This window comes from Oerskovia sp. 140933 (genome assembly GCF_059651515.1).
On the sequence record NZ_JAMXIO010000020.1, the window covers coordinates 55827 to 80270 of the forward strand.

A 24444-nucleotide genomic window follows, 5' to 3' on the forward strand; every position below is an offset into this window, starting at 1 on the left:
CCCAGGAACACTCTAGACGGCGCGCACAGTGACATCGACCACGGTCACGGCGTGCATCACGACGTCACCGGGCGGTGCGACCGGGGCACCACCGCACGGTCGTGACATCGACCGGTCAGGTCGGCCTGCAAGAATACGTGCCATGGAATCCCCTGAGGCGCCCGGCCTCACCGAGTCGACCCTCGTCGCCCCTTCGCCGGACCGTCGGACGCTCGACGACGTCTGGCTCGTGGTCCCGCTGTACAACGAGGCCGAGGTGGTGGGCGACGTCGTCCGTGCGGCCCTGCGGACGTTCCCGCACATCGTCTGCGTCGACGACGGCAGCTCGGACGAGTCGGCCGCCCGCGCCCGGGAGGCCGGCGCGACGGTCCTGCGGCACGCCGTGAACCTCGGCCAGGGTGCAGCGCTGCAGACAGGCATCGAGTACGCGCGGAGCCGGCCCGGTGCCGCCTACGTCGTGACGTTCGACGCGGACGGGCAGCACCAGGTGGAGGACGCCGTCTCGATGGTCGAGAGGGCCCGCTCCGAGGACCTGGCCATCGTGTTCGGGTCACGCTTCCTCGACGACCGGACGCGGCCGGGGCTGCTCAAGCGGGCCGTGCTCCGCACGGCGGTCTGGTTCACCAACCGCAGCACGGGACTGAGGCTCACGGACGCCCACAACGGTCTGCGCGTCCTGCGGGTCGACGCGGCGCGCACGGTGGACCTCCACCAGGACCGCATGGCCCACGCCAGCGAGATCGTGCTCCAGCTCGGGCGCACCGGCCTCCCGTGGGGAGAGCACCCGGTCCACGTCCTGTACACGGACTACTCGCGCGGCAAGGGACAGTCGCTCTGGAACTCCGTCAACATCCTCGTCGACCTGGTCTTCAAGTAGACCGGAAGGGCTCCTCATGCTGATTCAGGTCATCCTCCTCGCAGCGATCGCCGTCGTCGCCGTCCTCCTCACGCGGTCGACCGCCGACGCACGCCACCAGGCCATCCGCAGGCTGCTGCTCGCGGGCTTCGTGGTCGCGTCCGTCGCCGCCATCGTCTTCCCTCAGGCCCTGTCGTACCTCGCCAACCTCATCGGGGTCGGCCGTGGGACCGACCTCCTGCTCTACGCGCTCGTGATCGCGTTCGTCAGCTACATCGCGACGAGCCATCGGCGGGCGAACCAGCTCTCGCGCAAGATCACGCTCCTGACGCGGGAGCTGAGCCTCGCCGAGGCACGGATCGAGTCCGTGGCCAAGCCGGAGGACACTCCCCCTCCCGCGGCCTGATCTGCACAAGTCCTCCACCCGAAGCGCTCCGCCCGCTTGCCGGTCCTCACCCGTGCCGCAATAGGCTCTAGCCGTGACGTCTCCTCGGCCCTCCCTCTCCGCCACCGGCACTGCCGCAGGTCAGCGGCCCTCGTGGCGCCAGAGCTGCCCCTCCCCGTCCGCAGAGACCGGCCTGCACACGCGGTCGGTCCAGGTCGACGTGCGCCGCGACGACGGCGCACGGGTCGGCGGCTGAGGTCATCATGTCCCGTGACGAGATCCCGTCGGACCGGACCCGTCCGCCCAGCTTCACGCCTCAGCCGGGCCGCACGGAACGCCCGCCCAGCGCGGACGACGCCATCCCGGTCGGCTCGAACGGTTCCGCGCGGCGTCGGCCCGTCGAACCGATCGCCCCGGACGTCCAGGTCCCGCCGGCGGGCGAGCCGCGGATCCGGCGTCAGTCGTCACGCCGAGACCCTGCGCCGCAGGCCCGTCCGGGGACGCCGCCGTCGGCGATCCCCGCACGGGGAGTCGGTCGCCAGCGGACGGGTGCGGGCGACAGCACCCCACGACGCTCCGTGAACGGCGCCGAACCACCACCGTCGCTTCCGCCGGCCCAGGGGCGCCGGGCGCCGTCGGGAGGGTCCTCGTCCGTCCGAGAGGTCGGCCCCACGGGCACCCGCGTCGCGCAGGGGGCCGCAGTCCGGCCCGCGTCCGGCGCCCGGGCGGCGGGGCCTCGCCCTGCCACCTCGCGTCAGCGCCCGCCCCGGGCTCCGGGTTCGCAGGGAGCTCCCGGCCGCCCCGTCGACGGGACTCCTCGCGCCGGGGCGCCCCGCGTCCGGGTGCGCAAGCGGCGCCTGTTCGCCACGGCAGGGGTCCTCGTGCTCGTCCTCCTCCTCGCGTGGCCGATCGGGCTGCTCGTGTGGGCGAACGGCAAGATCCAGCACGTCGACGCCCTGTCCGGGGCCGCGGGAACCCCTGGGCAGACCTACCTGCTCGCGGGCTCCGACGCTCGCGGCGAGGGCTTCAGCGAGGACGGTACGGAGGGCGCGCGTACCGACACGATCATGATCCTCCACAAGCCACGCAGCGGGCCCGCGTCGCTCATCAGCCTGCCGCGCGACACGTTCGCGGAGATCCCGGGCAAGGGTCCGGCCAAGCTGAACGCCGCCTACTCGTGGGGCGGGGCGCCGCTGCTCGTCCAGACCGTCGAGGGGCTCACCGGTCTGACGGTCGACCACTACGTCGAGATCGGGTTCGGAGGCGTCGCGGGGATCGTGGACGCGGTCGGTGGCGTCGAGCTGTGCCTCGACTACGACGTGGACGACGCCCGGAGCGAGCTCGTCTGGACCGCGGGCTGCCACGTCGCGGACGGGAAGACCGCGCTGGCCTTCTCGCGCATGCGCTACGCGGACGCCCAGGGCGACATCGGCCGTGCGGAGCGTCAGCGGCAGGTGATCGGCGCCGTGAGCAAGGAGGCTGCCGACACGAGCCTGCTGGTCCAGCCCTGGAGCCAGGTCTCGCTCCTCGACGCCGGCCTGGCGTCGTTGGTCGTCGACGAGAAGACCGGGATCGTCGACCTCGGCAGGTTGGTGCTCGCGTTCCGCGAGGCGAACGGGCCGGAGGGTGTGACGGGTACGCCGCCCATCTCCAACCCGGACTACCGTCCGGGTGGTGTGGGCTCGACCGTGCAGCTCGACCCGGACCTCAGCCCCGCGTTCTGGACCGACGTCCGGGACGGCACGCTGCCCGCGGGCGTCGTCGGCGGGCTACCGCAGTAGTAGGCATGTCCGGAAGGGCCCGCTCCGTGCGGGCGGGCCCTTCCGGGCCGTGGCCCCTGGCCGCGCGGCCGTGCGGCCCGCCCGTGCGGCGCGCCTAGGCCCCGAACCCGGTCCGGCGCTCCCCCGCGACCGAGGCGCGCAGCGCGGCCCCCTTGGCGTGCGCCTGCTCGCTCAGCCCGTCCTGGAAGGCGACCATCTTCTCGCGCAGGCGCACCGCGCCGTCGTCCACGCCGGAGGCGAGGATCCGCGCGGCGAGCAGACCCGCGTTGCGCGCGCCCCCGATCGAGACGGTCGCGACGGGTACGCCCGCGGGCATCTGGACGATCGACAGGAGCGAGTCCATGCCGTCGAGGTACCGCAGCGGGACGGGCACCCCGATGACCGGCAGCGGCGTGACGGCAGCGAGCATGCCCGGCAGGTGCGCGGCTCCCCCGGCGCCCGCGACGATCACGCGCAGCCCGCGCTCGGCGGCGCTGCGACCGTAGTCGATCATCTCGGTCGGCATGCGGTGGGCCGAGACGACGTCGACCTCGACGGCCACGCCGAACTCGCGCAGCGCGGTCGCTGCCTCCTGCATGACGGGCCAGTCGGAGTCGGAGCCCATCACGATCCCCACGACGGGGTTGTCGACCACAGCGGTGTTCTCGGACATGTCTCAGGCCTTCGTCTCGTCGGTGGTGGGGTCCGTGGGGAGGGGTTCGCCGCGCAGCAGAGCGGCTGCGCCCAGCGCCCGACGGCGGACCTCGCCCAGGTCCTGGCCGCTCACGTTCACGTGGGCGAGCTTGCGGCCCGGGCGCACGTCCTTGCCGTACAGGTTGACGCGGGCGTCGGGGAACGCGCCCAGGACCTCCGGCAGCGCGTCGGTGAGCGCGGGCAGGCTCGAGCCGAGCACGTTGGCCATGACGGTCCACGGCGCCGTGGGCGACGTGTCGCCGAGCGGCAGGTCGAGGACCGCGCGCAGGTGCTGCTCGAACTGGCTCGTGACCGAGCCGTCGATGGTCCAGTGGCCCGAGTTGTGGGGTCGCATCGCCAGCTCGTTGACCAGGACGCGGCGTACAGGGGGTCCGTCCGCCGAGCCGTCGAGCAGCTCGAACATCTCGACGGCCAGCACGCCCGTCACGTCGAGGCCCTCGGCGATCTCGACCGCGACCTGGCGCGCCCGCCGGGCCTCGTCGTCGCTCAGGTCCGGGGCGGGGGCGACGACCTCGGCGCACACGCCGTCCCGCTGGATCGACTCGACCACGGGCCAGGTGCGGACCTCACCGCTGGGCCGACGTGCCACGAGGACCGCGAGCTCGCGCGTGAACGGCACCTTCTCCTCGACGAGGAGCTGCGGGCCGCCTGCTGCCGCGGCGACGAGCCAGTCCGTGGCGTCGTCGGCCGAGGACACGACGCGGACGCCCTTGCCGTCGTAGCCGCCACGGGACGTCTTGACGACCGCCTGGCCGCCGACCTCGTCGAGGAAGGCGGCGAGCGTCGCGCGCCCCTGCTCGGGGTCGAGCGGCAGGGGGGCCCAGCGCGGGCAGGGAGCACCGAGCTCGGTCAGGCGCCGTCGCATCACGATCTTGTCCTGGGCCTGGACCAGGGCGTGCGGCGCGGGCCGCACCGGGGTGCCGTGCTCGATGAGGTCGGTCAGCAGGTCGTTGGGGACGTGCTCGTGCTCGAACGTGAGGACGTCGGCGGGCGCCCGCCCGTCCGAGGGGGTGATGAGGTCACGGATCGCGGCCTCGTCGGCCGCGGCGCCCACGGGGGCGTCGGTCACGACCTGGGCCGCCGACGATCCAGGAGCCTCGACGAGCACCCGCAGGTGCACCCCGAGCTCACCGGCCGCAGGGGCCATCATGCGGGCGAGCTGCCCGCCTCCGACAACGGCGATCACTGGTGCTGACACGTGTACCGAGGGTAGTCGCTCGGCCGGCCGTCGGCCGACGCGTCCCACCCGGCGGTTGCTCCTGGCAATCTTTCCCAGGTCCACGGCGTACCCTGCCGAGCATGCCCAGCCAGGTCGACGAGCTCGCGCTCGAGCCCGCCGGGCCGTCCACCGCCCGCGGCACCCGAGCCGTCCGCGCGCCGGTCGGCGGCCCTGCTCGTGGTGCGCGCAGCGCGCGCGTCGCCGCGCGCCTGCTTGAGCTCGGCCGCTTCAGCCTCGTCGGGACCATCGCGTTCTTCGTCGACCTCGGCGTCTTCAACCTCCTGCGGTTCGGCCCCTGGGAGGCGCTCAGCTCGAGCCCTCTCGAGGCAAAGGCGTTCGCCGTCGCGGTGTCGACGCTGGTGTCGTGGCTCGGCAGCCGCTACTGGACGTTCTCCGACCGACGCACCGCGCGGCGCACGCGCGAGCTGGTCGTGTTCCTGCTCGTGAACGCCGTCGGCATGGCCATCTCGCTCGGGTGCCTCGCCTTCACGACGAGCGTCCTGGGCCTGACGTCGCCGTTCGCGGAGAACATCTCCGCGAACGTCGTCGGCCTCGCCCTGGCCAACCTCTTCCGCTACGCGAGCTATCGCAGGATCGTCTTCACGGGCGTCTGACCGCACCGCGGTCGTCGGCGGCGACCGTCACGCCGTGCCCGGTGCGTCGCGCCGCCCACGGCGTCACCCCGGCCTAGGGTGGCGACATGCTCAGGCGAACGAGCCTTCTCACGGCCGCCGTCCTCGTCACGCTGACGGGGTGCACGGCGGAGACCGCCACCGAGCCCAGCACGGAGCGATGGCACACGTCTGCCTACGCCGCGCACGAGATCCTCCCCCGCACCTACTCGACGCTCCTCGACCTCGACGACCCTGACCAGCCCGTCGACGACCGCGGTGTCCGCGCCGTCCCGTGGGAGGGCTTCGCGGAGCCGGTCTACCATCCCGTCGCCATGGCGATGTATGCGCTCCGTGCCGTCGAGTCCTACCGGCAGACCGACGATCCCGAGTACCTGCGCCGCGCGATCGCGAACGGGGAGGCCCTGCTCGACGGGTCGGACGAGATCGCCGGGGCACGGTGGTTCCCCTACCCGTTCGACTACGCGTTGAACGGCGACCAGGGGATGACGCTCACCGCCCCCTGGTACTCGGGCATGGCGCAGGGCCAGGCGCTCTCCCTCGTCTCACGGCTGTGGAGCGTGACCGGTGACACGCGGTGGCGCGACGCCGCGACGAGCATCGTCGCGACCTACCGTGCCGACGGCCCCGGGGACGGTCCGTGGTTCGCCCACGTGATCGCCGGCGACCTGTGGTTCGAGGAGTACCCCGACGCCCGTGGCACGGTCGCGCCGACCCAGGTCGTGAACGGGCACGTCTACTCGGCCTGGGGCCTCTACGACTATCTCACCTTCGTCGACCACGACGACCAGGTGCTGGCGCTGTGGGACGGCGCCGTGACGACCGTCCGCCGACAGTTCTCCGCGTTCCGGCTCGAGGACGCGATCTCCTACTACTGCATCGCGCAGTACTGCAAGGACACGTCGTGGCGGTCGGAGCCGTACCATCGTGGCGTCGCCAACCAGCTGGACACGCTCGGGCTGATGACGGGGGACGCCGCGTTCCTGGAGCTGGCCGACACCCTCCGGCGCGACTACGCGGCGTCCGGGGCGACGCGCTGACCGTCGCCCCCGCTCCCGTCGTCCGACCGTCGGGCGCGGGCACGCACTCCTGCGAGCCCGAGGGGCCCGCGGAGCCCAGCTAGCGGGGTTCGCCGCCCGAGCCGCGTCCTCCGCGACGTCGACGCCTGCGGCCCCCGGACGAGGAGATCGACGTCCCCGTCGGGAGGACGATCCGCGGGTCGAGCGTGCGGGGCACGCCCGCGAGGAAGAGCACGAAGACGGGTGGGCGCCGCTGCGCCAGCTCGAGCCGTCCTCCGTCGGCCGCGGCGAGGTCCCGCGCGAGCGCCAGCCCCAACCCGGTGCCCGCCCCCGACGTCGCGCCGCGCTCGAAGACGCGTGAGGCCATCTCGTCGGAGACGCCCTCCCCCTCGTCCCCGACCTCGATCGCGACGGCCCCGCTGGTGCCGCTCGGGCGGGCACGCACCGTCGTGGTGCCGCCACCGTGCTTGAGCGAGTTCTCGATGAGGGTCGCGAGGACCTGCGCGAGGGCACCGGGCGTCGCGAGGACCTGGTACCCCTCGGGCACGTCGACCACGAGCCGACGTCCCGCCTTGGCGAAGGTCGGGACCCACTCCTCCTCCTGCTGACGGACGACGTCGATCAGGCGGACGGCCTCGGTCGTCCCGCCCTGCGCGCGCCGCGACTGGGTCAGCAGGTCGTCGACGACCGTGACGAGCCGCTCGACCTGCTCGAGCGAGATCCGCGCCTCTTCCTGGATGTCAGGGTCGTCGGAGGCCATCGAGATCTCCTCGAGCCGCATGCTCAGGGCCGTCAGCGGCGTGCGGAGCTGGTGCGAGGCGTCGGACGCGAACTGTCGCTCGGCAGCCAGGCGACCGGCGAGCCGGTCGGAGCTGCGGGCGAGCTCGGCGGCCACGAGGTCGATCTCCTCCACGCCCGAGAGCTCGAGGCGTGGACGGACCTGCCCCGATCCGAGCTGTTCGGCCGAGGCCGCGAGGTAGACGAGGGGCGCGGAGAGCCGGTTCGCCTGCCAGACGGCCATCGCGATGCCCGCCGCGAAGGCGACCACGGAGGCGGCCACGACGAGCAGGACGACCTGAGCCGCGTTCCAGTAGCTGTCCGCGAACGACGTGCTCATGGCGACGGTCGCGTTCTGGCTGGTGCGGTCGGCGGCCTCGTTGGCCCGGCCGGTGATGATCTCGCCCGCGGTCATCTGCTCGCCGTCGGGCAGGCTCACGAACACGTAGGCGCGCAGCTCCCCGGGGCGCCCCTCGGACGCGTTGTCCAGGATCGACTGCGGGACGGGCTCCCCCTGGGACAGCCGGTTGTCGACGTTCCGGGCGAGGTTGTCGACGCGCTGCTGGAGCCGGTCGGTCTCGCTCGCGAGCACGAACTGCGCCCCGAGGAACGCGAGCGGGAAGCCCAGGAGCACGACCGCGACGGCGACGGCCGCGACCGTCGCCTGCAGCACGCGTCGACGCACGGTCCCGGGCTCCTTCGCTAGTCCTGCTGGACGATCAGCCCTCGCCCGTCTCGAAGCGGAAGCCCAGGCCCCTGACCGTCGAGACGTAGCGCGGGGAGTTCGCGTCGTCGCCGAGCTTGCGACGCAGCCAGGACACGTGCATGTCGAGCGTCTTGGTGGAGCCGACGGGCTCGGACCCCCACACGTCCCGCATGAGCGTGTCACGCACGACGACGGAGCCGGCGCTCGCGATGAGCACGCGCAGGAGCTCGAACTCCTTGGTCGTCAGGTGCAGCTCGCGGTCCCCCTGGAAGGCGCGGTGGGCGGCGACGTCGATACGGACGTCCTGCGCGACCAGCTCCTCCTCGTCGGCCGTGTCTCCGTGGGTGCGACGCAGCAGCGCCCGGACCCGGGCGAGGAGCTCGGCCAGCCGGAAGGGCTTGGTCACGTAGTCGTCGGCGCCGGCGTCGAGGCCGACGACGAGGTCGACCTCGTCGGCGCGGGCCGTGAGGACCAGGACCGGCGTGGTCAGACCCTTGTTGCGGATCTCACGTGCGACGTCCAGGCCGTCCATGTCCGGGAGGCCGAGGTCGAGCACGACGATGTCGACACCGTTCGCGGCGTCGATCGCTCCTTGACCAGTTCCTTGCACGACCACGTTGTAACCCTCACGCGTCAGCGCACGCGCCAAAGGTTCGGCAATCGCCGGGTCGTCCTCCGCTAGCAGTACGTGGGTCATTCGATCATGCTAGGGCATTCGCAGAACTTTGGCGTTATCCGGCGGGCCCTGTGGGACGCACGTGACACATCTGATGAACACCCCTGGCGAAGCACACCCGCTCTGCCCGGGTCTGCCCGATTGACCCCGGTCCGCCCGTGCCACGAGCACGGTCACAGGTGGTCACGAGGGGCCGGGTCCCCCGCCGGTCGTGCGTCCCGTCCGCCCACGGGTGGACGCCCCGGCGGGACGCCCCCACCTAGGCTGGCGGGCATGGGTTGGTACGAGAACATGGGCAAGTGGTGGGAGCGGCACCGGTTCGGCGTCGACCTCACCACGACGATCGTCGTCGGCCTCGCGTTCGTCCCGGCGTCGGCCGCGTTCAACTTCTCGAGCGGGTACCAGAACGGCCTCCAGACGGCCGCGCTCTCCGCGTTGATGCTCGCACCGCTGCCCTGGCGCCGCACCCGGCCCGCCCTGTCGGCGGTGCTCGTCTACTCCGCGGCGCTCCTGCACATGCTCCTCGGGATCGTCTCGCTCTTCCCGGTGGACCTCCTGCTCCTGGTGTCCCTCTACTCGGTCACGGTGTACGGCCCGCGCTGGGCGCACCGCACCGCGATGGTCTCGTCTCTCGCCGGGTCGCTCGTCCTGGGGCTCTCGATCGCCATGCAGGCAGGCAGCCCTGCCGAGGCCGCGGGCGTCCTGGTCTTCACGTCGATGCTCTCGTCCCTGAGCTTCCTCGCCGTCTGGGCGTTCGGCCTGGTGCGCAGGTCGCGCCGGGAGACCATCAACGCCCTGGTGGACCGTGCCGAGCGCCTCGAGGTCGAGCGCGACCAGCAGGCCCAGATCGCGACGGCGGCGGAGCGCTCGCGCATCGCGCGCGAGATGCACGACATCGTCGCGCACTCGTTGTCCGTGATCATCGCGCAGGCCGACGGCGGTCGGTACGCGGGCGCCACCGACCCCGCCGCCGCGACCCGTGCGCTCTCGACCGTCTCGGAGACGGGCCGGGCCGCCCTCGCCGACATGCGCAGGCTCCTCGGGGTGCTGCGCACCGACGACCTCGACGCCGCCACCGGGACCGGCCCTGCGCAGCTCACGCACGCCCCGGGTCTGAACAACAGGCCGCGCCCCCTCCCCGGAGGGACGGCTCCGTCCGGTCCCGCGGGCCCCGGCCCGCGAGCGCCCGGCCCGGCGTCCGGGAGCGTGCCCACGACGACCGGGTCCGTCCGCCGCCCGGAGCTCACCCCCCAGCCGGACTCCGCCGACCTCGAGTCCCTCGTCTCCCAGGTCCGCGAGAGCGGGATGCGGGTCTCGCTGGTCCGCATGGGCACGCCGCGGTCCCTGCCGCCGGGGGCCGGCCTGACCGTGTACCGGGTGTGCCAGGAGGCGCTCACGAACATCCTCAAGCACGCGGGCCCCGACCCGACCGTCACGGTCGTCGTCACGTGGGGCGTCGACGTGCTCCAGCTCGCGGTCGACGACGACGGTCGGGGCGCCTCGGCCGACGGCTCGCACGCCCCCGGCTACGGCCTGCTCGGCATGCGGGAGCGTGCGGCCATCTTCGGGGGTGCCGTCACGACGGGGCCCCGACCCGGGGGCGGGTTCCGCGTGCGGTTCACCATGCCGATCCCCCGGCTCGACGGCGCCGCGCCCCCGCCTCCCCCGGGTCCCCCGGCCTCGGCGGCGCCCCCGGACCCGGCGGGGCACCACCGCCCGACGGCGTACGCCCGCCCCCGTCCGGCGGGGTCCGTCCCGGTCCCGCCGCCTCCCGTGCCGCCGCCCCCGGGCCCGCCCCCCGCCCCGCCGTCGGGCAGGATAGGTCGACGCACCCCGACCGGCACGACCCCACCCGCACCCGACGATCGCCAGGACCCATGACCGCCACCTTCTTCACGCCCGACCTCCCCGCGCAGGCCCCCATCCGGGTCGCGCTCGTCGACGACCAGCAGCTAGTGCGCGCCGGGTTCCGGATGGTGATCGACTCCCAGCCCGACCTCCAGGTCACGGTCGAGGCGGGCGACGGGCTCCAGGCCCTGCGGCTCCTCGCGGACCACCCGGTCGACGTCGTGCTCATGGACGTGCGCATGCCCCACCTCGACGGGCTCGCGGCGACGGCCCAGCTGACCGCTGCGGCCGCCGAGGGGCAGCACGTGCCCCGGATCATCGTGCTCACCACCTTCGACCTCGACGAGTACGTCCTCGAGGCCATCCGCTCCGGGGCCAGCGGGTTCCTCCTCAAGGACGCCCCGCCCGAGGAGATGCTCGCCGCGATCCGCACCGTCCACTCGGGAGACGCCGTGATCGCCCCGTCCTCGACGCGCCGGCTCCTCGAGCACCTCGTCGTGGCGCTGCCCGCCGAGCAGCTCGTCGACACGGGTGCGCAGGCGCAGATCTCCTCGCTGACCGACCGCGAGCGCGAGGTCCTGGTGCTCATGGCCCGCGGTCGCTCGAACACCGAGATCGCGAGCGACCTGTTCGTCGCCGAGGCCACCGTCAAGACGCACGTGGGTCGGATCCTCGCCAAGCTCGGGGCACGCGACCGCGTCCAGGCCGTGGTGACCGCCTACGAGACGGGCCTGGTGCGCCCGGGCGCGTGACGTCGTCGGGCCGCCGTCCCCCGGCGGTCCGGACCGGGACGCGTCCCGTCCGGGCGACGGACGGCGCAGGCGCGCCCGGTCGGCGTACGACCACGGGATGACCCCCGCAGCACCCAGGACCAGCCTCCCGCCGGACGCGTCGCCCCCGCCCCGGCTCCTAGTGTCGTCATCAGGTGGGAACGAGGGCCTGAGCCCTCTCCCGCACCCCCTCGGTCCCGGCGCCGGACGCCTCGCGCGCACCGCCCCGGGACCGGCGCAGACCGACGACGAACACCCTGGAGCAGACGTGGACACCACCGTGTACCAGCCCATCCCCGGCACCCCTCCGGCGCAAGGCACGCCCGCCGTGCGCGCCCGGTCCCTGACCAAGCTCTACGGCAAGGGCGAGGCGACCGTGCGCGCCCTCGACGGCGTCGACGTGGACTTCGAGAAGGGCGCGTTCACCGCGATCATGGGCCCCTCCGGCTCGGGCAAGTCCACGCTCATGCACCTGCTCGCCGGGCTCGACACCGCCTCGAGCGGCCAGGGGTTCATCGGCGACACCGAGATCACGGCCCTCGGCGACAACGAGCTGACGAGGCTGCGCCGCGACCGTGTCGGCTTCGTCTTCCAGTCGTTCAACCTGCTACCCATGTTCACGGCCGAGCAGAACATCACGCTGCCGATCGAGCTCGCGTCCGGGACGGTCGACAAGGAGTGGCTCGCGACCCTCGTCCAGACCCTGGGCCTGGGTGCACGCCTCACGCACCGCCCCAGCGAGCTCTCGGGCGGCCAGCAGCAGCGCGTGGCCATCGCCCGCGCGCTCATCGCCAAGCCCGAGGTCGTCTTCGCGGACGAGCCCACGGGCAACCTGGACTCGCGCTCGGGTGCCGAGGTCCTGAGCTTCCTGCGCCGCTCGGTCCGCGAGCTGGGCCGCACCATCATCATGGTCACGCACGACCCGACGGCCGCCGCCTACGCGGACCGGGTCATCCTCATCGCGGACGGGCGCATCGCCGGAGACATCGACGACCCGACCCCCGAGTCCGTCCTGGCCGGGCTCGACGCCCTGCGCACGCTCGAGGGCGACCCCGCCGACGCGCTCGCCGCCGGCCCGACCGGTTCGACGGCGGTGCGCGCCTGATGGTCCGGCTCACCCTGGCGCAGATGCGCCGAAGCATCGGGCGGCTCAGCGCCGCCGGCATCGCGATCCTCATCGGGACCGCCTTCCTCACGGCGACGCTGCTCGCCGGGAACGTGATCAACCGCATCACGACCGACTCGATCGCCGCACAGTTCGCCGACTCCGACCTCGTGGTCGCGAGCAGCGCCGGCATCGACGAGGCGGGCCTCGCGGAGATCCGCAGGACCGAGGGCGTCGAGGCCGCCGACCCGCAGGTCCTGCGCGCCTTCGAGCTCGTCTCGGGGGGCAAGCGCACCTACCAGGTCGTCGTCCCGACCGCCTCGGACCCGCGCTTCGAGGCCCAGGAGCTCGTCGAGGGCGCGATGCCCTCACGCTCGGGCGAGATCGCCCTGCCGTCCGACGTCACCGAGCGGCTCGGGCTCGGGCTCGGCGACTCCGTGACGGTCGTGCGCATGGTGTGGACGCCCGGCGCGGAGGACGGAGCGACCGCCGACGCGAGCGAGACCACCCCGACCGACGAGACCGCTCCCGGCGAGGAGACGCCCGCGGGGACCTACGTCGACACGAACGAGGAGCTGATCCTCGTCGGGACCCTCGACGACCCGATGGGCGCGTACGCCCAGGTGGGCGGCGCGGGCGTCCTGTCGAACGAGGACCTGACCGCCTGGGAGGCCGAGAGCTACGCCCCGGGCGAGTCGACGACCGCGTACGGCGCGGTGCTGGTCGCCCTGGTGCCCGGTGCCGACCTGGAAGCCGTCCGGTCGAGCGTCACGGGCTCGCTCGCGGGCGACACCGAGGTCTGGACGAGCGCCGAGTACGCCAAGGAGCAGGCCGCCCAGATGACGGGCGGCGAGGACGTCTTCACCTACGTGATCCTCACGTTCGCGGCGATCGCGCTGCTCGTCGCGGCCCTGGTCATCGCGAACACCTTCCAGGTGCTCGTCGCCCAGCGCACCCGGACGCTCGCGCTCCTGCGCTGCGTCGGTGCCGACCGCAAGCAGCTCGCACGCTCGGTCCTGCTCGAGGCCATGATCCTGGGCGTGGTCGCCTCGGTCGCCGGCATCGTGTTCGGCATCGGGATCGTCCAGCTCGCGCTGACCGTCGCGGGCAGCATGGACCTCGGCATCCCGCTGCCCTCGCTCGTCCAGGTCACGCCCGTCGCGCTCCTCGTCCCGCTGCTCGTGGGCACCGTTGTGACGCTCGTCGCCTCGTTCTCGCCGGCACGCGCCGCGACCCGGGTCGCCCCGCTCGCCGCGCTGCGCCCCTCCGACGCACCGACCCTCGCGTCGGGCGCAGGCCGCGTCCGCCTCGCGATCTCGTCGATCCTGGTCGTCGGCGGTGCGGGCCTCCTGGTCATGGGAGTCCTCCTGGGGCAGCAGGGCAGCGCGGAGGCGGGCCTGCTCGCCTCGACCGCCGGTGGCGCTGCGTCGTTCGTGGGCGTCCTCGTGGGGGCGATCTTCTGGCTCCCCAAGGTCGTGAGCCTCGTGGGCAAGGTCCTGACGGGCTCGGGCAGCACGGCCAAGCTCGCGGCCGCGAACACGCTGCGCAACCCGCGCCGCACCGCCGCGACGAGCACCGCGCTCCTCATCGGCGTGACGCTCGTGGCCATGATGTCGACCGGGGCCGTGAGCGCCCGGATGAGCATGAACGACGAGCTCGACGGTCGCTACCCCGTGGACGTCTCGCTCGCGACCGACGGCTACGACGAGTACGGCGGCAACCAACCCGTCGCGCTCCCGCAGTCCACGATCGGCACGGCCGAGAAGGTCGAGGGAGTCGAGTCCGTCGTCCCGCTCACGGCGACGTCGGTCACGGTCGCGCTCGACGGCGACGACATCACGTTCCTCGCGCGCGGTGTCGACCCCGACGGGGCAGCCGCGCTCGTGCGTGACAAGGCGGCCGTCGAGGGCCTGGCCCCCGGCACGGTCGTCGTCCCGGCGGGGGTCGCCGAGGACTGGGGCATCTCGTCGGGCGAAGAGCTCGTGCTGACCGCCGCAGAGCTCCCCGAGGACGCGAACCCCCAGGGGACGCCCGCGACCCTCGAGGCGCTCGTGACCCCGATGGGTGGACGTGCCCTGCTCGTCACGCCGCAGACGCTCGAGGGCGTCGCGACGGGGACACCTGTCACGAGCGCCTGGGTCGGCCTGGCCGACGTCAACGACGCCGCGTCCGTGGTGCCCGCCCTCCAGGACGCTCTCGCCGAGACCGACCTCCCCATCGACGTCACCGGGGCGGCGGTCGAGCGGGCGATGTACCAGAAGGTCGTCGACACGATCCTCGGCGTCATCGTCGGCCTCCTCGCGGTCGCCGTCGTGATCGCGCTGATCGGCGTGGCGAACACCCTGTCGCTGTCCGTCATCGAGCGCCGCCGCGAGTCCGCGACCCTGCGGGCCATCGGCCTGAGCCGGTCCCAGCTGCGCTGGATGCTGGCCATCGAGGGCATGCTGATCGCCGGAGTGGGTGCGGTCCTCGGCATCGTGCTCGGTGTCCTGTACGGCTGGGCCGGCGCCTCGTCGGCGCTCGCCGTCATGGGCGACGTGACCCTGGCCGTGCCGTGGCGCGACGTCGCCCTGGTCCTGGTCGTGGCGCTCGTCGCCGGTCTCCTGGCGTCGGTGATCCCGGGCCGGGCCGCCGCCCGCACCTCCCCCGTGGAGGCGCTCGCGGTCGACTGACCCCGGCAACCCAGGGCATCGTGCCCGACGGCGTGCCTGTGGACGATCTCCTCGTCCACAGGCACGCCGTCGCCGTCTGCGCAGGACCTGCGCGGGCGGCCATGATCCTGGCGTGCGCATCACCGTCCACCCAGGCGTCGACCTCGACGTGACCCCCGGGCAGCGTCTGGGAGACCTCCGCCCGGAGCTCGCCCGCGTCACGTGCCGGCCCGAGCTCGCGAGCGCCCCGCTCGTGGTCGACGGGGTCCCGCTCGGCGAGGACCACCGCGTCGGGACGCGTCCGCTGCTGCCCGGCGCGACCCTGCACGCGGGGCAGCAAGGCCCTCCGGGGCGCACGCACGCGACCGCCCGCACGCAGGCCGCGAGCGCCTCCCCCGCACCAGACCCGGAGGTCGCCGCGCTGCGCGCTGCGTGGCACGTCGCGGTCCTCTCGGGGTCAGGGTGCGGAGGGCTCCTGCCGCTGTCCCCGCGGGCCCCGCTCGTCCTGGGGGACGGGACCGGTCCGTCGGTCGTCGTGACGGCGGTGGTGCCGCGTCGTCCGTGGGGTGCGCGCCCTCGTGAGGCGGACCCGCTCCCCCGGGTCGTGGCGCGGGTGCGTGGGCGTACCGGTGCCCGCACTGCCGGTCGGCGACGCCGCGCCCCGGGCCCGCAGGTCCGGTGGGAACCGCCCGGAAGGAGGGCGCGCGGGGCGCTGCGCGGGCCGGCCCGGCCCTGGCGTCCGGGCCACGTGCTGCGCGTGGGCACGACGACGTACGACCTGCGCCCCCGCCCTCACCTCGAGGAGTGGGGGGTCACGAGCGGGCTCCCCGCACCGGAGGGTCCGGGCCCGCGCGAGGGCCTCGGTCCGTCCTCGCTCGCGCTGGCCGTCACTCCGGCGGTCGGTTCGCTCGCCCTCGCGGCGAGCATGCGCCAGCCCGTGTTCGCGCTGCTCGCGCTGGTGGGCCCCCTCACGCTGGTGGTCCCGCTGCTCCTGGCCCGACGCCGTCGCGGTCGCTCGGCCGGTGCCCTCGCCCCGGTCGAGGGTCGTGGAGGGAGCGGGGCCACCGCGGTCCCACCCCGCGCGCTCCCGGGGACGGAACGCGGTGCGCCCGCCCCCGGGCCTGACGCCGCACGTGCCCCGGTGCTCGGGCACCTCCTCGACCGTGCCCGGTATCCGCAGCCGTGCCCGGCCGACCTCATGACGGGTGCGGTGGCCGCCCATCACGCGGCCGAGACGTCCGCACCGGCGCCTGCCGTCCCGGGCGGACGGCCCCGCGGCGCCGGCGCACCGCCCACGACGCCGGTCCTCGGGTCGGCGCCGACGTCGGCCCAGGCGCAGGTGCCCGTGCCTGTGCCGGCGGCCCAGGGGGTCCGGCTCCCCGACGGGTGCGTCGCGGTCGTCGGGCCCCGGGAGCCTCGTCTCGCCGCTGCCCGCGCCCTGCTCCTCGCGCAGGTCGCGTCCGGGGCCGAGGTCGTGGCGGTCGTCCCGGACGACCTCGCACCGTGCTGGTCCTGGCTGCGCTGGCTGCCCGGGTCGCGCAGGCACCTGTCGGGGCCGCTCGTCCGTGAGAGGCAGGCCGACCGGCCCGGCCGCGACGCCCGGGTGGTCGTCGTGGAGGTCCCCGGCGAGGACGGCGCCTCGGTCGCAGGGCTCTCGGCGGCCCTCGAGGACTGGTGGGCGCGCCGGGACGGCCCGGACCGGCTGATCCTCGTCGCCGCCGACGGCCGCGCGGTCCCCGCCTGGTGCCGCACGGTCCTCGACACGACCGCCCAGGCCTGGCGCCTGGCGGACGGCACGGTGGAGCCCGCGCCCCTGGTCGGGGTCGGTGAGTCCTGGGCCGAACGGTACGCGCGGCACGTCGCGGCCGCGCACGGCCTCGGGCGCTGGCCGGACGGGACCACCGCCGAGGCGTCCGCGGACCGGGCGGATCCCGCGCACCCCGGCCTCGCCGAGTCCGTGTCGCTCGCGGCGCTCCTGGAGGCCCCCGTCACCCCGGCCTGCGGTCCGCCGACCGCGTGGGTGGGCGCCAGGTGGGCCGCGGCTGGCGGAGCGCCCCGCCCGGGCCTGGCCGTCCCGCTGGGCACCGACGCGCAGGGCGGCACGGTCCACCTCGACCTGGTCCGCGACGGCCCTCACGCCCTGGTCTCGGGGACCACGGGGGCGGGCAAGTCCGAGCTGCTCCAGTCCCTCGTCCTGGGGCTGGCGCTCACGACCAGCCCGCGGGACCTCGCGATCACCCTCGTCGACTTCAAGGGAGGTGCGGGCTTCGGTCGCTGCGTGCACCTGCCGCACGTCGTCGGGCAGGTCACCGACCTCGAGCCCGGCCTCGCGGGCCGCGCGCTCGCCGGCCTGCGGGCCGAGCTGCGACGCCGTGAGCACGTCGTCGCGGAGGCCGGCGCCCGCGCCCTCGACGACCTGCCCGCGGGTGTGCTGCCTCGCCTCGTCGTGGTGGTCGACGAGTTCCGGGCGCTCGCCGACGACCTCCCCGAGTTCCTGCCCGGCCTGCTGCGCCTCGCGGCCCAGGGCCGGTCCCTCGGGGTGCACCTCGTCCTGGCGACGCAGCGCCCCGCAGGGGCCGTGACCGCAGACATGCGGGCCAACATCTCGTTGCGGCTGGCGCTGCGCCAGATCGACCCGGGCGACTCCCGCGACGTGATCGACGCACCGCACGCCGCCCTGATCCCGGCGAACCGGCCGGGGAGGGTGGTGCTGCGGCGCGGGAACGAGCCGCCGCTCGCCGTCCAGGGTGCGCACGCGGGCACCCTGCCGACCACCCGTGCCGCGCGTGTGCGTCCGGCAGAGCGGTGGGGATCGGTCACCGCCCTGGCTCCCGGCCCGACCGCCGACCCGACCGACGTGGTGTCGCTCCTGGTCGACGCCGCCGTCGAGGCCGCGAGCCGTGCGTCCCTGCCCGCCCACGCCGCACCCTGGCTGCCCGCCCTGCCGGGCCGCGTGACGCCGTCGGACCTGCCGGGCCGCGCGCTCCCCGGCCGGGCCTCCCGCCACGAGCTGCCCCTCGCCCTGTCCGACCTGCCCGACGAGCAGCGCCGGGGCACGGTCGTGTGGCGCCCCGGCGACGGGCATCTCGCGGTCGTCGGACGTCCCCGGTCCGGCCGGTCGACGGCCTTGCGGTCGGTCGCCGTCGCGGGGCTCGACCGGGGGTGGGACGTCCACGTCGTGGCCGAGGCCGCCGACCTCGTCGAGGGTCTGCGGGACCACCCGCGGTGCGGGACGCTCGTGCCCTTGCACGACCCGCGGCGCATCGCCCGACTCGTCGACCTGCTGCTGCGCCGCGAGGGTGGGGCTCCGACCCTCGTCGTCGTGGACGACGTGGAGGACCTCCGCTCGTCCCTCGCCCGCCTGCCGCAGGGCGCAGGTGACGGCGTGCTCGGCAGGCTGCTCGGCGAGGGGCCAGCGCGCGGACTCCACGTCGCGGTCGCGGGCAGCAGCCCGGGTCTGGCCGGGCTCGCGCAGCGGGTGGGCCCGCGCCTCGTGCTGTGCTCGGACGCCGTGCCCGACGACGTCGCGCACGGCGTGCCGTCACGGTTCGCCGGTCGCGGCGGGCGTCCGGGGCGAGCGGTGTGGCTGGGGCCCGGCGGGCCGGTCGAGTGCCAGGTGGTCGTGGACACCTTCCCTGCGCCCGAGGCCCGGGCGGCCGGGGACGCGGCGCCCGACGACGCGGCACCCGACGACGGCGCGGGGCGCGGCCTTCCGCTGCGGCTCCTGCCCCTCCCCCGGCACGCTCCCGGGGCAGGGATCCCAGACCGGCCGGGACCTCTGCAGGAGTCGGACGCCCGTGCGGGGCACGTCGTCGTCGGGCTGGGCGGCGACCACGCGGGCCCGGTCCACCTCGACGTCGCGCGCGGCGCCCTCGTCGTGGGCCCGTCCGGCAGCGGACGCAGCAGCGCGCTGCTGCTGCTCGCCGACCACGCGCGCGCGACGGGCCGGCTGCGGGCCGTGCTGTCGCGCGACGACCGGTTCGAGCGCCTCGTGCGACATGACGGCGTCGGGACGGGCGAGGCCCCTGCCGGGGGCCCGGCCGGGCGCCGCCTCGTCACGGCCGTCGGCCTGCTCCCGCCGCACGAGGTCACGGCCGCCCTCCGGTCGTTGCCGCAGGCGGGCCTGGTCCCGGGTGACGTCGTGGTGGTCGACGACCTCGACCTGGTCGCCCAGTCCTCGCCCGTCGAGGCCGAGGTCCTCACGGAGCTGGCCAGGGCGGGGGTCGTGCTGCTCGCGTCGGCGTCGACCACCGCAGCGGCGACGGCTCACCGCGGGCCGGTGGCCGAGGTGCGCGGGCGGCAGAGCGGACTCGTCCTCGCCCCCGAGGAGCGCGGCAGCGGCGACGTGTTCGGTCGTTCGCTGGGCACGGTGGTCGACCCCGACGGCGGCACCCCTGGTCGCGCGGTCGCGGTCCGCGGCGGTGAGCTCGTGCCCGTCCAGGTCACGGCGCCCACGGTGGTGGGCCTGCCGGCGGCGGCCGGGACGATCCCCGTCCCGCGTGCCGGTCCGTCCTGACCGTCAGCCGTCGGTGCGGACCGAGTCCCTGGTCGTGGCGACCACGACGGGGCGCAGCATGAGCCCCACGAGGACCGTCAGCGCCAGGGCCATGGTCCCGATCCCGCCCGGGGTGACCTGGTACTGCAGCCAGCTGAAGGCGACCACGACCTGGAGGAGCTGCCAGGTGGCCACGGGGGACCTCGCCCACCGCTGCCCGCGCAGCAGCCCACGGGCGCTCGCCACGAGGACCGCGGCGACCCCGGCGGCGAACAGGACGAGGAAGATCGAGACCCCGGCCGACAGCGAGCCACCGCGGAGGAGCTCGACGAGCACGAGTGCCGCGGCCGCGGCGAGCACGAGCGCCTCGACCGCGATGCCCGCGACCACGACCCACAGCGCGGGAGGTCGTGCCCCGGCCGGGAGCGTCGCCCTGGGGCCGGCTCCCTCCTCGGAGGGGTCGGGGGTGGATTGATTCGGGGTGCTCACAGGTGCCACGACCACCCAGCGTACGCGTGACCAGCACCTTCACCGAAGTGTGACCAAGACCTCACGGTTCACCCCGAAGAAACTTTCCGGTAACCCCTTGTGCTGGGCTTCACGAGATGTGAACCTAGTTCAAGCATCAATTATCCCCCACCTGAGCATGAAGCCCTTTGTGGACGTGCGTCCGACACATTCACATTGAGGCCTTGCTCGCCATGCCAAGGAGACCTCACATGGACTGGCGCCACCGCGCTGCCTGCCTGGAAGAAGACCCGGAGCTGTTCTTCCCGATCGGGAACACCGGTCCTGCTCTTCTCCAGATCGAAGAGGCGAAGGCCGTGTGCCGCCGCTGCGACGTCGTCGACACCTGCCTCAAGTGGGCACTCGAGTCCGGCCAGGACGCGGGCGTCTGGGGTGGCCTGTCCGAGGACGAGCGCCGCGCTCTCAAGCGTCGCACGGCTCGCGCCCGCCGCGCAGGCTGAGCTTCACATACTTTTCTCATAAAGGGCCGTCACCTGCAGGTGACGGCCCTTTATGTTGCCCTCGGGAAGGCAATTGCGCCCGCCAGTCCTCGCCGCCGGGCACCCGGGTCATCCCTGCCGCGAGCCACCGCCGTCACGCAGGACGAGCTCCAGGACGACCTGCGTCCCACCCCCTGGACGGGCGGACCACTCGATCGTCCCGCCCAGCTCGTTGGTGACGAGCGTCGCGACGATCTGCGACCCCAGCCCGCTCTTCTTGGGCTTCTCCGACGGGTCCGTCCCCGGCACCCCCATGCCCACGCCGTCGTCCGCGACCACGATCCTCAGCGCCGAGCCGCTGCGCCGGGCGTCGATCTCGACCGTCCCGTCCTTGCGCCCCGCGAGCCCGTGCTCGACCGCGTTCGTCACGAGCTCGGTGAGCACGAGCGCGAGCGGGGTCGCGTCCTCGGCCGGGACCAGCCCGAAGCTGCCGGTCTGCACGGTGCGGACCTTGGTGTCGGCCGACGCGACGTCCGCGGCCAGGCGCAGCGCCCGCCCGCCCATGTCGTCGAACTCGACCTCCTCGTCGAGGGTCTGCGACAGGGTCTCGTGGACCAGCGCGATGGTCGCGACCCGACGCATGGCCTCCTCGAGCGCGGCGCGCGCCTCGGGGACGTCCATGCGGCGCGCCTGCAGGCGCAGGAGCGCCGCGACGGTCTGCAGGTTGTTCTTGACGCGGTGGTGGATCTCCCGGATGGTCGCGTCCTTGGTGATGAGCTCGCGCTCCCGGCGGCGCAGCTCTGACACGTCGCGGCACAGCAGCACCGCACCGATCCGCTGACCCGACTCGGTGAGCGGCAGCGCACGCAAGGACAGCGCGACCCCTCGCGCCTCGATGTCCGTCCGCCAGGGCGCACGGCCCATGACGACGAGCGGCAGGGACTCGTCGACCGGGGTCTGGTGCTCGATCAGGTCGGTCGTGACCTCGATGAGCGAGCGCCCGACCAGGGGGCCGATCACGCCGAGCCGGTGGAAGCAGCTCAAGGCGTTGGGGCTCGCGTACAGGACCTCGCCCTCGGAGTTGAGCCGGATCAGACCGTCTCCCACACGAGGCGCACCTCGCCGCGGCCCGGTCGCCGCGTTCGGCGCGGGGAACTCGCCGCGCGAGACCATGGCGATGAGGTCGTCGGCGGCCTCGACGTAGTTGAGCTCGAGCCGGCTGGGCGTCCGGCCGCTGCCGAGGTTGGTCTGACGGGCCACGACGGCGATCGCGCGACCGTTGTGCACGACGGGGATGGCCTCCTCGCGCACCGCGTAGGCCCCGAACCAGCGCGGCTCGCGCGACCGCTGCGAGCGGGCCTCCGAGAGGGCGCGCTCGAGCTGGGGGCGCTGCCCGTCGGGGGCGAGGGAGCCGACGATGTCGTCGTAGTGCACCGTGGCGCCCGTGCTGGGCCGGCACTGGGACACCGCGACGAAGTTCCCGTCGCCCGTGGGCAGCCACAGGACGAGGTCGGCGAACGCCAGGTCGGAGATGACCTGCCAGTCGCCGACGAGGAGGTGCAGCCACTCGTTGTCGGCAGGCGACAGCTCGGCGTGGCGGGAGATCAAGTCACTCATGGCAGACACGGGCTCCAGCGTACGCAGGTGCGGGCGCCTTCACGGGATCGGGGCGCTTCCTTGGGTAGAGTCTGACGTCCTGGCGCACCTTGCGCGCCGGTCAGCGCGTCCCGAGGAGATCCTGTGCACCTGAGCGTCGATCTGCACTACCCCGCCGGCCTCGACGACGTCACCCGGATGCTCGCGAGCGAGGCGTTCGTCCGGTGGCGCGCACAGCGCACGGGGGGCCCGCAGAGCCTCGTGGACCTTGCCGACGTGACGGGGTCGGTCGACGAGGGCTTCTCGGTGGTCGTCCGGCGCACGCTGCCCACGGACCAGATCCCGGCACACCTTCGTGCGTTCGTCGGCAACGCGCTCGAGGTCCGCCAGGCGGAGGTCTGGGAGCCCGCCACGGACGGCAGGCGGCGCGGCACGGTCTCGCTCGAGATCACGGGGGCCCCGGTCAGGATGACCGGGACGGTCTCGCTCGAGCAGCTGCCGGACGGACGCACCCGCCACTCGTACGAGGGCGAGCTCAAGGCCACGGTCCCGCTGTTCGCAGCCGCGGTCGAGGAGGCCGCGGCAGGAGCGGTCCGGGCGACCCTCGAGTCCGAGGAGCAGGCCGGCGTGGAGTGGCTCACGGCCCCCTGAGCGGCCCGCAGCAGCCCGGCGCAATCCCTTCCAGGCGGTCGGTAACCGATAACGATTCGGGCACGCGATCTGACACCAAAACGCTCTGACCTGCGAGGATATTCGCGTGGGAGCGTTTCCACACCTCTGCGTCATCTCGCGAGGTTGACATCCGAAGAAGCCACCGGCAACCATCGTGGCACTTCGTGGAAGCGCTACCACTCAGTGAGGATGGGAGCGCTGCCATCCGATCACCGACAAGGGAGTCACCGTGCTGAGCAGCACTCGTTCGACCCGTTCCCGGACCACCGTCGCAGTCGCCGGACTCGCGACCCTCGCCCTGACCCTGACCGCGTGCTCCTCGGGCTCCGGCGGGTCCGACGACGACACCGCCGCCGGCGGGAAGATCACCCTGACCGTCGCGACGTTCAACGACTTCGGCTACACCCAGGAGCTCCTCGACGCCTACACCGCGGAGCACCCGGACGTCGAGGTCAAGCAGACCAAGGCCGCCAAGGCCGAGGACGCCCGCACCAACATGACGACCAAGCTCGCCGCCGGCGGCGAGGGACTGGCCGACATCGAGGCCATCGAGGTCGACTGGCTCCCCGAGCTCATGGAGTACCCCGACCTCTTCACGGACCTCGCCGACCCCGCGCTCGACGGGCGCTGGGTCGACTGGAAGGTCCAGCAGGCCACGACCACCGACGGCAAGGTCATCGGCTACGGCACCGACATCGGCCCGAGCGCGATCTGCTACCGCGGCGACCTGTTCGAGGCCGCCGGGCTGCCCTCCGACCCGGCCGCGGTCGCCGAGCTCCTCGGCGGCGCCGACGCCACCTGGGACGACTACTTCGCCGCGGGCACGGCGTTCAAGGCCGCGGGCGGCGGCGCCTGGTACGACAGCGCGATGTCGATCTCCCAGGGCATGGTCAACCAGATCGACAACGCCTACGAGGAGTCCGACGGCACGCCCAAGGACCTCTCGACGAACACCGAGATCCAGGACATCTACACGACCGTCGTCGAGCAGTCGACCACGAACGGCCTGTCCGCCGGCCTCGAGCAGTGGAGCCCCGACTGGGACGCCGCGTTCCAGAACAACGGCTTCGCGACCATGATCTGCCCCGCGTGGATGACCGGACCGGTCGAGGAGCGCTCGGGCGGCGTGACCGGCTGGAACGTCGCTGACGTCTTCCCCGGCGGCGGCCTCAACTGGGGCGGCTCGTTCCTCACGGTGCCCGCCTCCGGCAAGAACGCCGAGGCCGCCAAGGAGCTCGCCGCCTGGCTGACCGACCCGGCCCAGCAGACCACGGCCTTCGAGAACGCCGGCACCTTCCCCTCGCAGATCGAGGCGCAGGAGTCCGAGGCCGTGCAGACGTTCACCAACGACTTCTTCAACGCGGCTCCCGTCGGCAGCATCTTCGTGAACCGTGCTCTCGCGATCGACGGTGCCCCGTTCAAGGGCGCCAACTACTTCTCGATCCACCAGACCGTCCAGGACGCCATCAAGCGCGTCGACGTCGAGAAGACCGACGAGGCCAAGGCCTCGTGGGACAAGGCCGTCCAGGCCTTCAAGGACCTGGGCCTGAGCTGATCCGGCGCGGGGGGGGGGGCCCCCCCCGGGGGGCCCCCCCCCCCCCCCCCCCCCCCCCCCC

At 73.9% G+C, this 24444-nt stretch carries 19 protein-coding genes; 13 read left to right on the forward strand and 6 right to left on the reverse strand.

Features of this window, described 5'->3' with window-relative positions; genetic code table 11:
• Positions 1 to 142 precede the first annotated feature (142 nt).
• From NHG27_RS11925 to NHG27_RS11935, 3 genes are all read left to right on the forward strand, one after another.
• Complete coding sequence (locus tag NHG27_RS11925) at positions 143 to 877, forward strand: glycosyltransferase family 2 protein (RefSeq protein WP_193718862.1); 735 nt, start codon at positions 143 to 145, stop codon at positions 875 to 877.
• A gap of 16 nt (positions 878 to 893) precedes the next feature.
• A complete protein-coding gene (locus NHG27_RS11930; protein ID WP_193718863.1) occupies positions 894 to 1262 on the forward strand; it encodes a DUF2304 domain-containing protein in 369 nt (122 codons plus the stop codon).
• 860 nt (positions 1263 to 2122) lie between these two features.
• Complete coding sequence (locus tag NHG27_RS11935; RefSeq protein ID WP_497016435.1) at positions 2123 to 3022, forward strand: LCP family protein; 900 nt, start codon at positions 2123 to 2125, stop codon at positions 3020 to 3022.
• Between the two features lie 94 nt (positions 3023 to 3116).
• Here the strand turns inward: NHG27_RS11935 and purE are convergent, their stop codons facing one another.
• Both purE and NHG27_RS11945 read right to left on the reverse strand, forming a co-directional pair.
• The gene (gene purE / locus NHG27_RS11940) at positions 3117 to 3674 is read right to left on the reverse strand and encodes a 5-(carboxyamino)imidazole ribonucleotide mutase (protein ID WP_193718865.1); all 558 of its coding nucleotides are present in this window, start codon (positions 3672 to 3674) and stop codon (positions 3117 to 3119) included.
• Between the two features lie 3 nt (positions 3675 to 3677).
• Positions 3678 to 4913: a 5-(carboxyamino)imidazole ribonucleotide synthase gene (locus NHG27_RS11945; RefSeq protein ID WP_497016436.1), complete on the reverse strand. Its 1236-nt coding sequence runs from the start codon at positions 4911 to 4913 to the stop codon at positions 3678 to 3680.
• A 101-nt stretch (positions 4914 to 5014) separates the two neighbouring features.
• Between NHG27_RS11945 and NHG27_RS11950 the strand changes: the two genes are divergently transcribed.
• A complete protein-coding gene (locus tag NHG27_RS11950; RefSeq protein ID WP_193718867.1) occupies positions 5015 to 5548 on the forward strand; it encodes a GtrA family protein in 534 nt (177 codons plus the stop codon).
• An 86-nt stretch (positions 5549 to 5634) separates the two neighbouring features.
• A complete protein-coding gene (locus NHG27_RS11955; RefSeq protein ID WP_193718868.1) occupies positions 5635 to 6606 on the forward strand; it encodes a D-glucuronyl C5-epimerase family protein in 972 nt (323 codons plus the stop codon).
• A 79-nt stretch (positions 6607 to 6685) separates the two neighbouring features.
• Here the strand turns inward: NHG27_RS11955 and NHG27_RS11960 are convergent, their stop codons facing one another.
• On the reverse strand, positions 6686 to 8047 hold the full coding sequence (locus tag NHG27_RS11960; RefSeq protein WP_193718869.1) for a sensor histidine kinase: 1362 nt from the start codon (positions 8045 to 8047) through the stop codon (positions 6686 to 6688).
• A gap of 34 nt (positions 8048 to 8081) precedes the next feature.
• A complete protein-coding gene (locus NHG27_RS11965; RefSeq protein ID WP_193718870.1) occupies positions 8082 to 8765 on the reverse strand; it encodes a response regulator transcription factor in 684 nt (227 codons plus the stop codon).
• A 252-nt stretch (positions 8766 to 9017) separates the two neighbouring features.
• Between NHG27_RS11965 and NHG27_RS11970 the strand changes: the two genes are divergently transcribed.
• The 5 genes from NHG27_RS11970 (at position 9018) to NHG27_RS11990 (ending at position 19634) form a co-directional block, all read left to right on the forward strand.
• Entirely contained in the window at positions 9018 to 10625 is a 1608-nt protein-coding gene (locus NHG27_RS11970; RefSeq protein ID WP_497016437.1) for a sensor histidine kinase, read from the forward strand.
• Positions 10622 to 11344, forward strand: coding sequence for a response regulator (locus tag NHG27_RS11975; RefSeq protein WP_193718872.1), 723 nt, complete (start codon positions 10622 to 10624; stop codon positions 11342 to 11344). The genes NHG27_RS11970 and NHG27_RS11975 overlap by 4 nt, the downstream gene beginning before the upstream one ends.
• Before the next feature lie 286 nt (positions 11345 to 11630).
• Positions 11631 to 12467: an ABC transporter ATP-binding protein gene (locus tag NHG27_RS11980; protein ID WP_193718873.1), complete on the forward strand. Its 837-nt coding sequence runs from the start codon at positions 11631 to 11633 to the stop codon at positions 12465 to 12467.
• Between the two features lie 23 nt (positions 12468 to 12490).
• Positions 12491 to 15139 carry an ABC transporter permease gene (locus tag NHG27_RS11985; protein WP_497016438.1) on the forward strand — a complete coding sequence of 883 codons (2649 nt, stop codon included), beginning with the start codon at positions 12491 to 12493 and terminating at the stop codon, positions 15137 to 15139.
• Between the two features lie 112 nt (positions 15140 to 15251).
• Positions 15252 to 19634 (forward strand): FtsK/SpoIIIE domain-containing protein, encoded by a 4383-nt coding sequence (locus NHG27_RS11990; RefSeq protein ID WP_497016439.1) that lies wholly within the window; start codon positions 15252 to 15254, stop codon positions 19632 to 19634.
• A 3-nt stretch (positions 19635 to 19637) separates the two neighbouring features.
• On the opposite strand, the gene NHG27_RS11995 is transcribed toward NHG27_RS11990, so the two are convergent.
• A complete protein-coding gene (locus NHG27_RS11995) occupies positions 19638 to 20111 on the reverse strand; it encodes a hypothetical protein (protein WP_193718876.1) in 474 nt (157 codons plus the stop codon).
• Between the two features lie 221 nt (positions 20112 to 20332).
• Here NHG27_RS11995 and NHG27_RS12000 point away from each other — a divergent pair, with 221 nt between their 5' ends.
• A complete protein-coding gene (locus NHG27_RS12000; protein ID WP_030150075.1) occupies positions 20333 to 20581 on the forward strand; it encodes a WhiB family transcriptional regulator in 249 nt (82 codons plus the stop codon).
• Positions 20582 to 20689: 108 nt separating this feature from the next.
• Here the strand turns inward: NHG27_RS12000 and NHG27_RS12005 are convergent, their stop codons facing one another.
• Complete coding sequence (locus NHG27_RS12005; RefSeq protein ID WP_193719017.1) at positions 20690 to 22177, reverse strand: sensor histidine kinase; 1488 nt, start codon at positions 22175 to 22177, stop codon at positions 20690 to 20692.
• A gap of 123 nt (positions 22178 to 22300) precedes the next feature.
• Between NHG27_RS12005 and NHG27_RS12010 the strand changes: the two genes are divergently transcribed.
• Together NHG27_RS12010 and NHG27_RS12015 are read left to right on the forward strand one after the other, a co-directional pair.
• Positions 22301 to 22807, forward strand: coding sequence for a DUF2505 domain-containing protein (locus NHG27_RS12010; protein WP_193718877.1), 507 nt, complete (start codon positions 22301 to 22303; stop codon positions 22805 to 22807).
• Positions 22808 to 23057: 250 nt separating this feature from the next.
• Positions 23058 to 24383, forward strand: a complete 1326-nt coding sequence (locus NHG27_RS12015) for an ABC transporter substrate-binding protein (RefSeq protein WP_497016440.1) — start codon at positions 23058 to 23060, stop codon at positions 24381 to 24383.
• The last annotated feature ends 61 nt before the right edge of the window (positions 24384 to 24444 follow it).

What these genes read in the sequence shown, in the direction of transcription:
- NHG27_RS11925 (WP_193718862.1), top strand. Translation starts at nt 143, where the DNA reads ATGGAATCCCCTGAGGCGCCCGGCCTCACCGAGTCGACCCTCGTCGCC.
- NHG27_RS11930 (WP_193718863.1), top strand. Translation starts at nt 894, where the DNA reads ATGCTGATTCAGGTCATCCTCCTCGCAGCGATCGCCGTCGTCGCCGTC.
- purE (WP_193718865.1), bottom strand. Translation starts at nt 3,674, where the DNA reads ATGTCCGAGAACACCGCTGTGGTCGACAACCCCGTCGTGGGGATCGTG.
- NHG27_RS11950 (WP_193718867.1), top strand. Translation starts at nt 5,015, where the DNA reads ATGCCCAGCCAGGTCGACGAGCTCGCGCTCGAGCCCGCCGGGCCGTCC.
- NHG27_RS11955 (WP_193718868.1), top strand. Translation starts at nt 5,635, where the DNA reads ATGCTCAGGCGAACGAGCCTTCTCACGGCCGCCGTCCTCGTCACGCTG.
- NHG27_RS11965 (WP_193718870.1), bottom strand. Translation starts at nt 8,765, where the DNA reads ATGACCCACGTACTGCTAGCGGAGGACGACCCGGCGATTGCCGAACCT.
- NHG27_RS11970 (WP_497016437.1), top strand. Translation starts at nt 9,018, where the DNA reads ATGGGTTGGTACGAGAACATGGGCAAGTGGTGGGAGCGGCACCGGTTC.
- NHG27_RS11975 (WP_193718872.1), top strand. Translation starts at nt 10,622, where the DNA reads ATGACCGCCACCTTCTTCACGCCCGACCTCCCCGCGCAGGCCCCCATC.
- NHG27_RS11985 (WP_497016438.1), top strand. Translation starts at nt 12,491, where the DNA reads ATGCGCCGAAGCATCGGGCGGCTCAGCGCCGCCGGCATCGCGATCCTC.
- NHG27_RS12000 (WP_030150075.1), top strand. Translation starts at nt 20,333, where the DNA reads ATGGACTGGCGCCACCGCGCTGCCTGCCTGGAAGAAGACCCGGAGCTG.
- NHG27_RS12005 (WP_193719017.1), bottom strand. Translation starts at nt 22,177, where the DNA reads ATGAGTGACTTGATCTCCCGCCACGCCGAGCTGTCGCCTGCCGACAAC.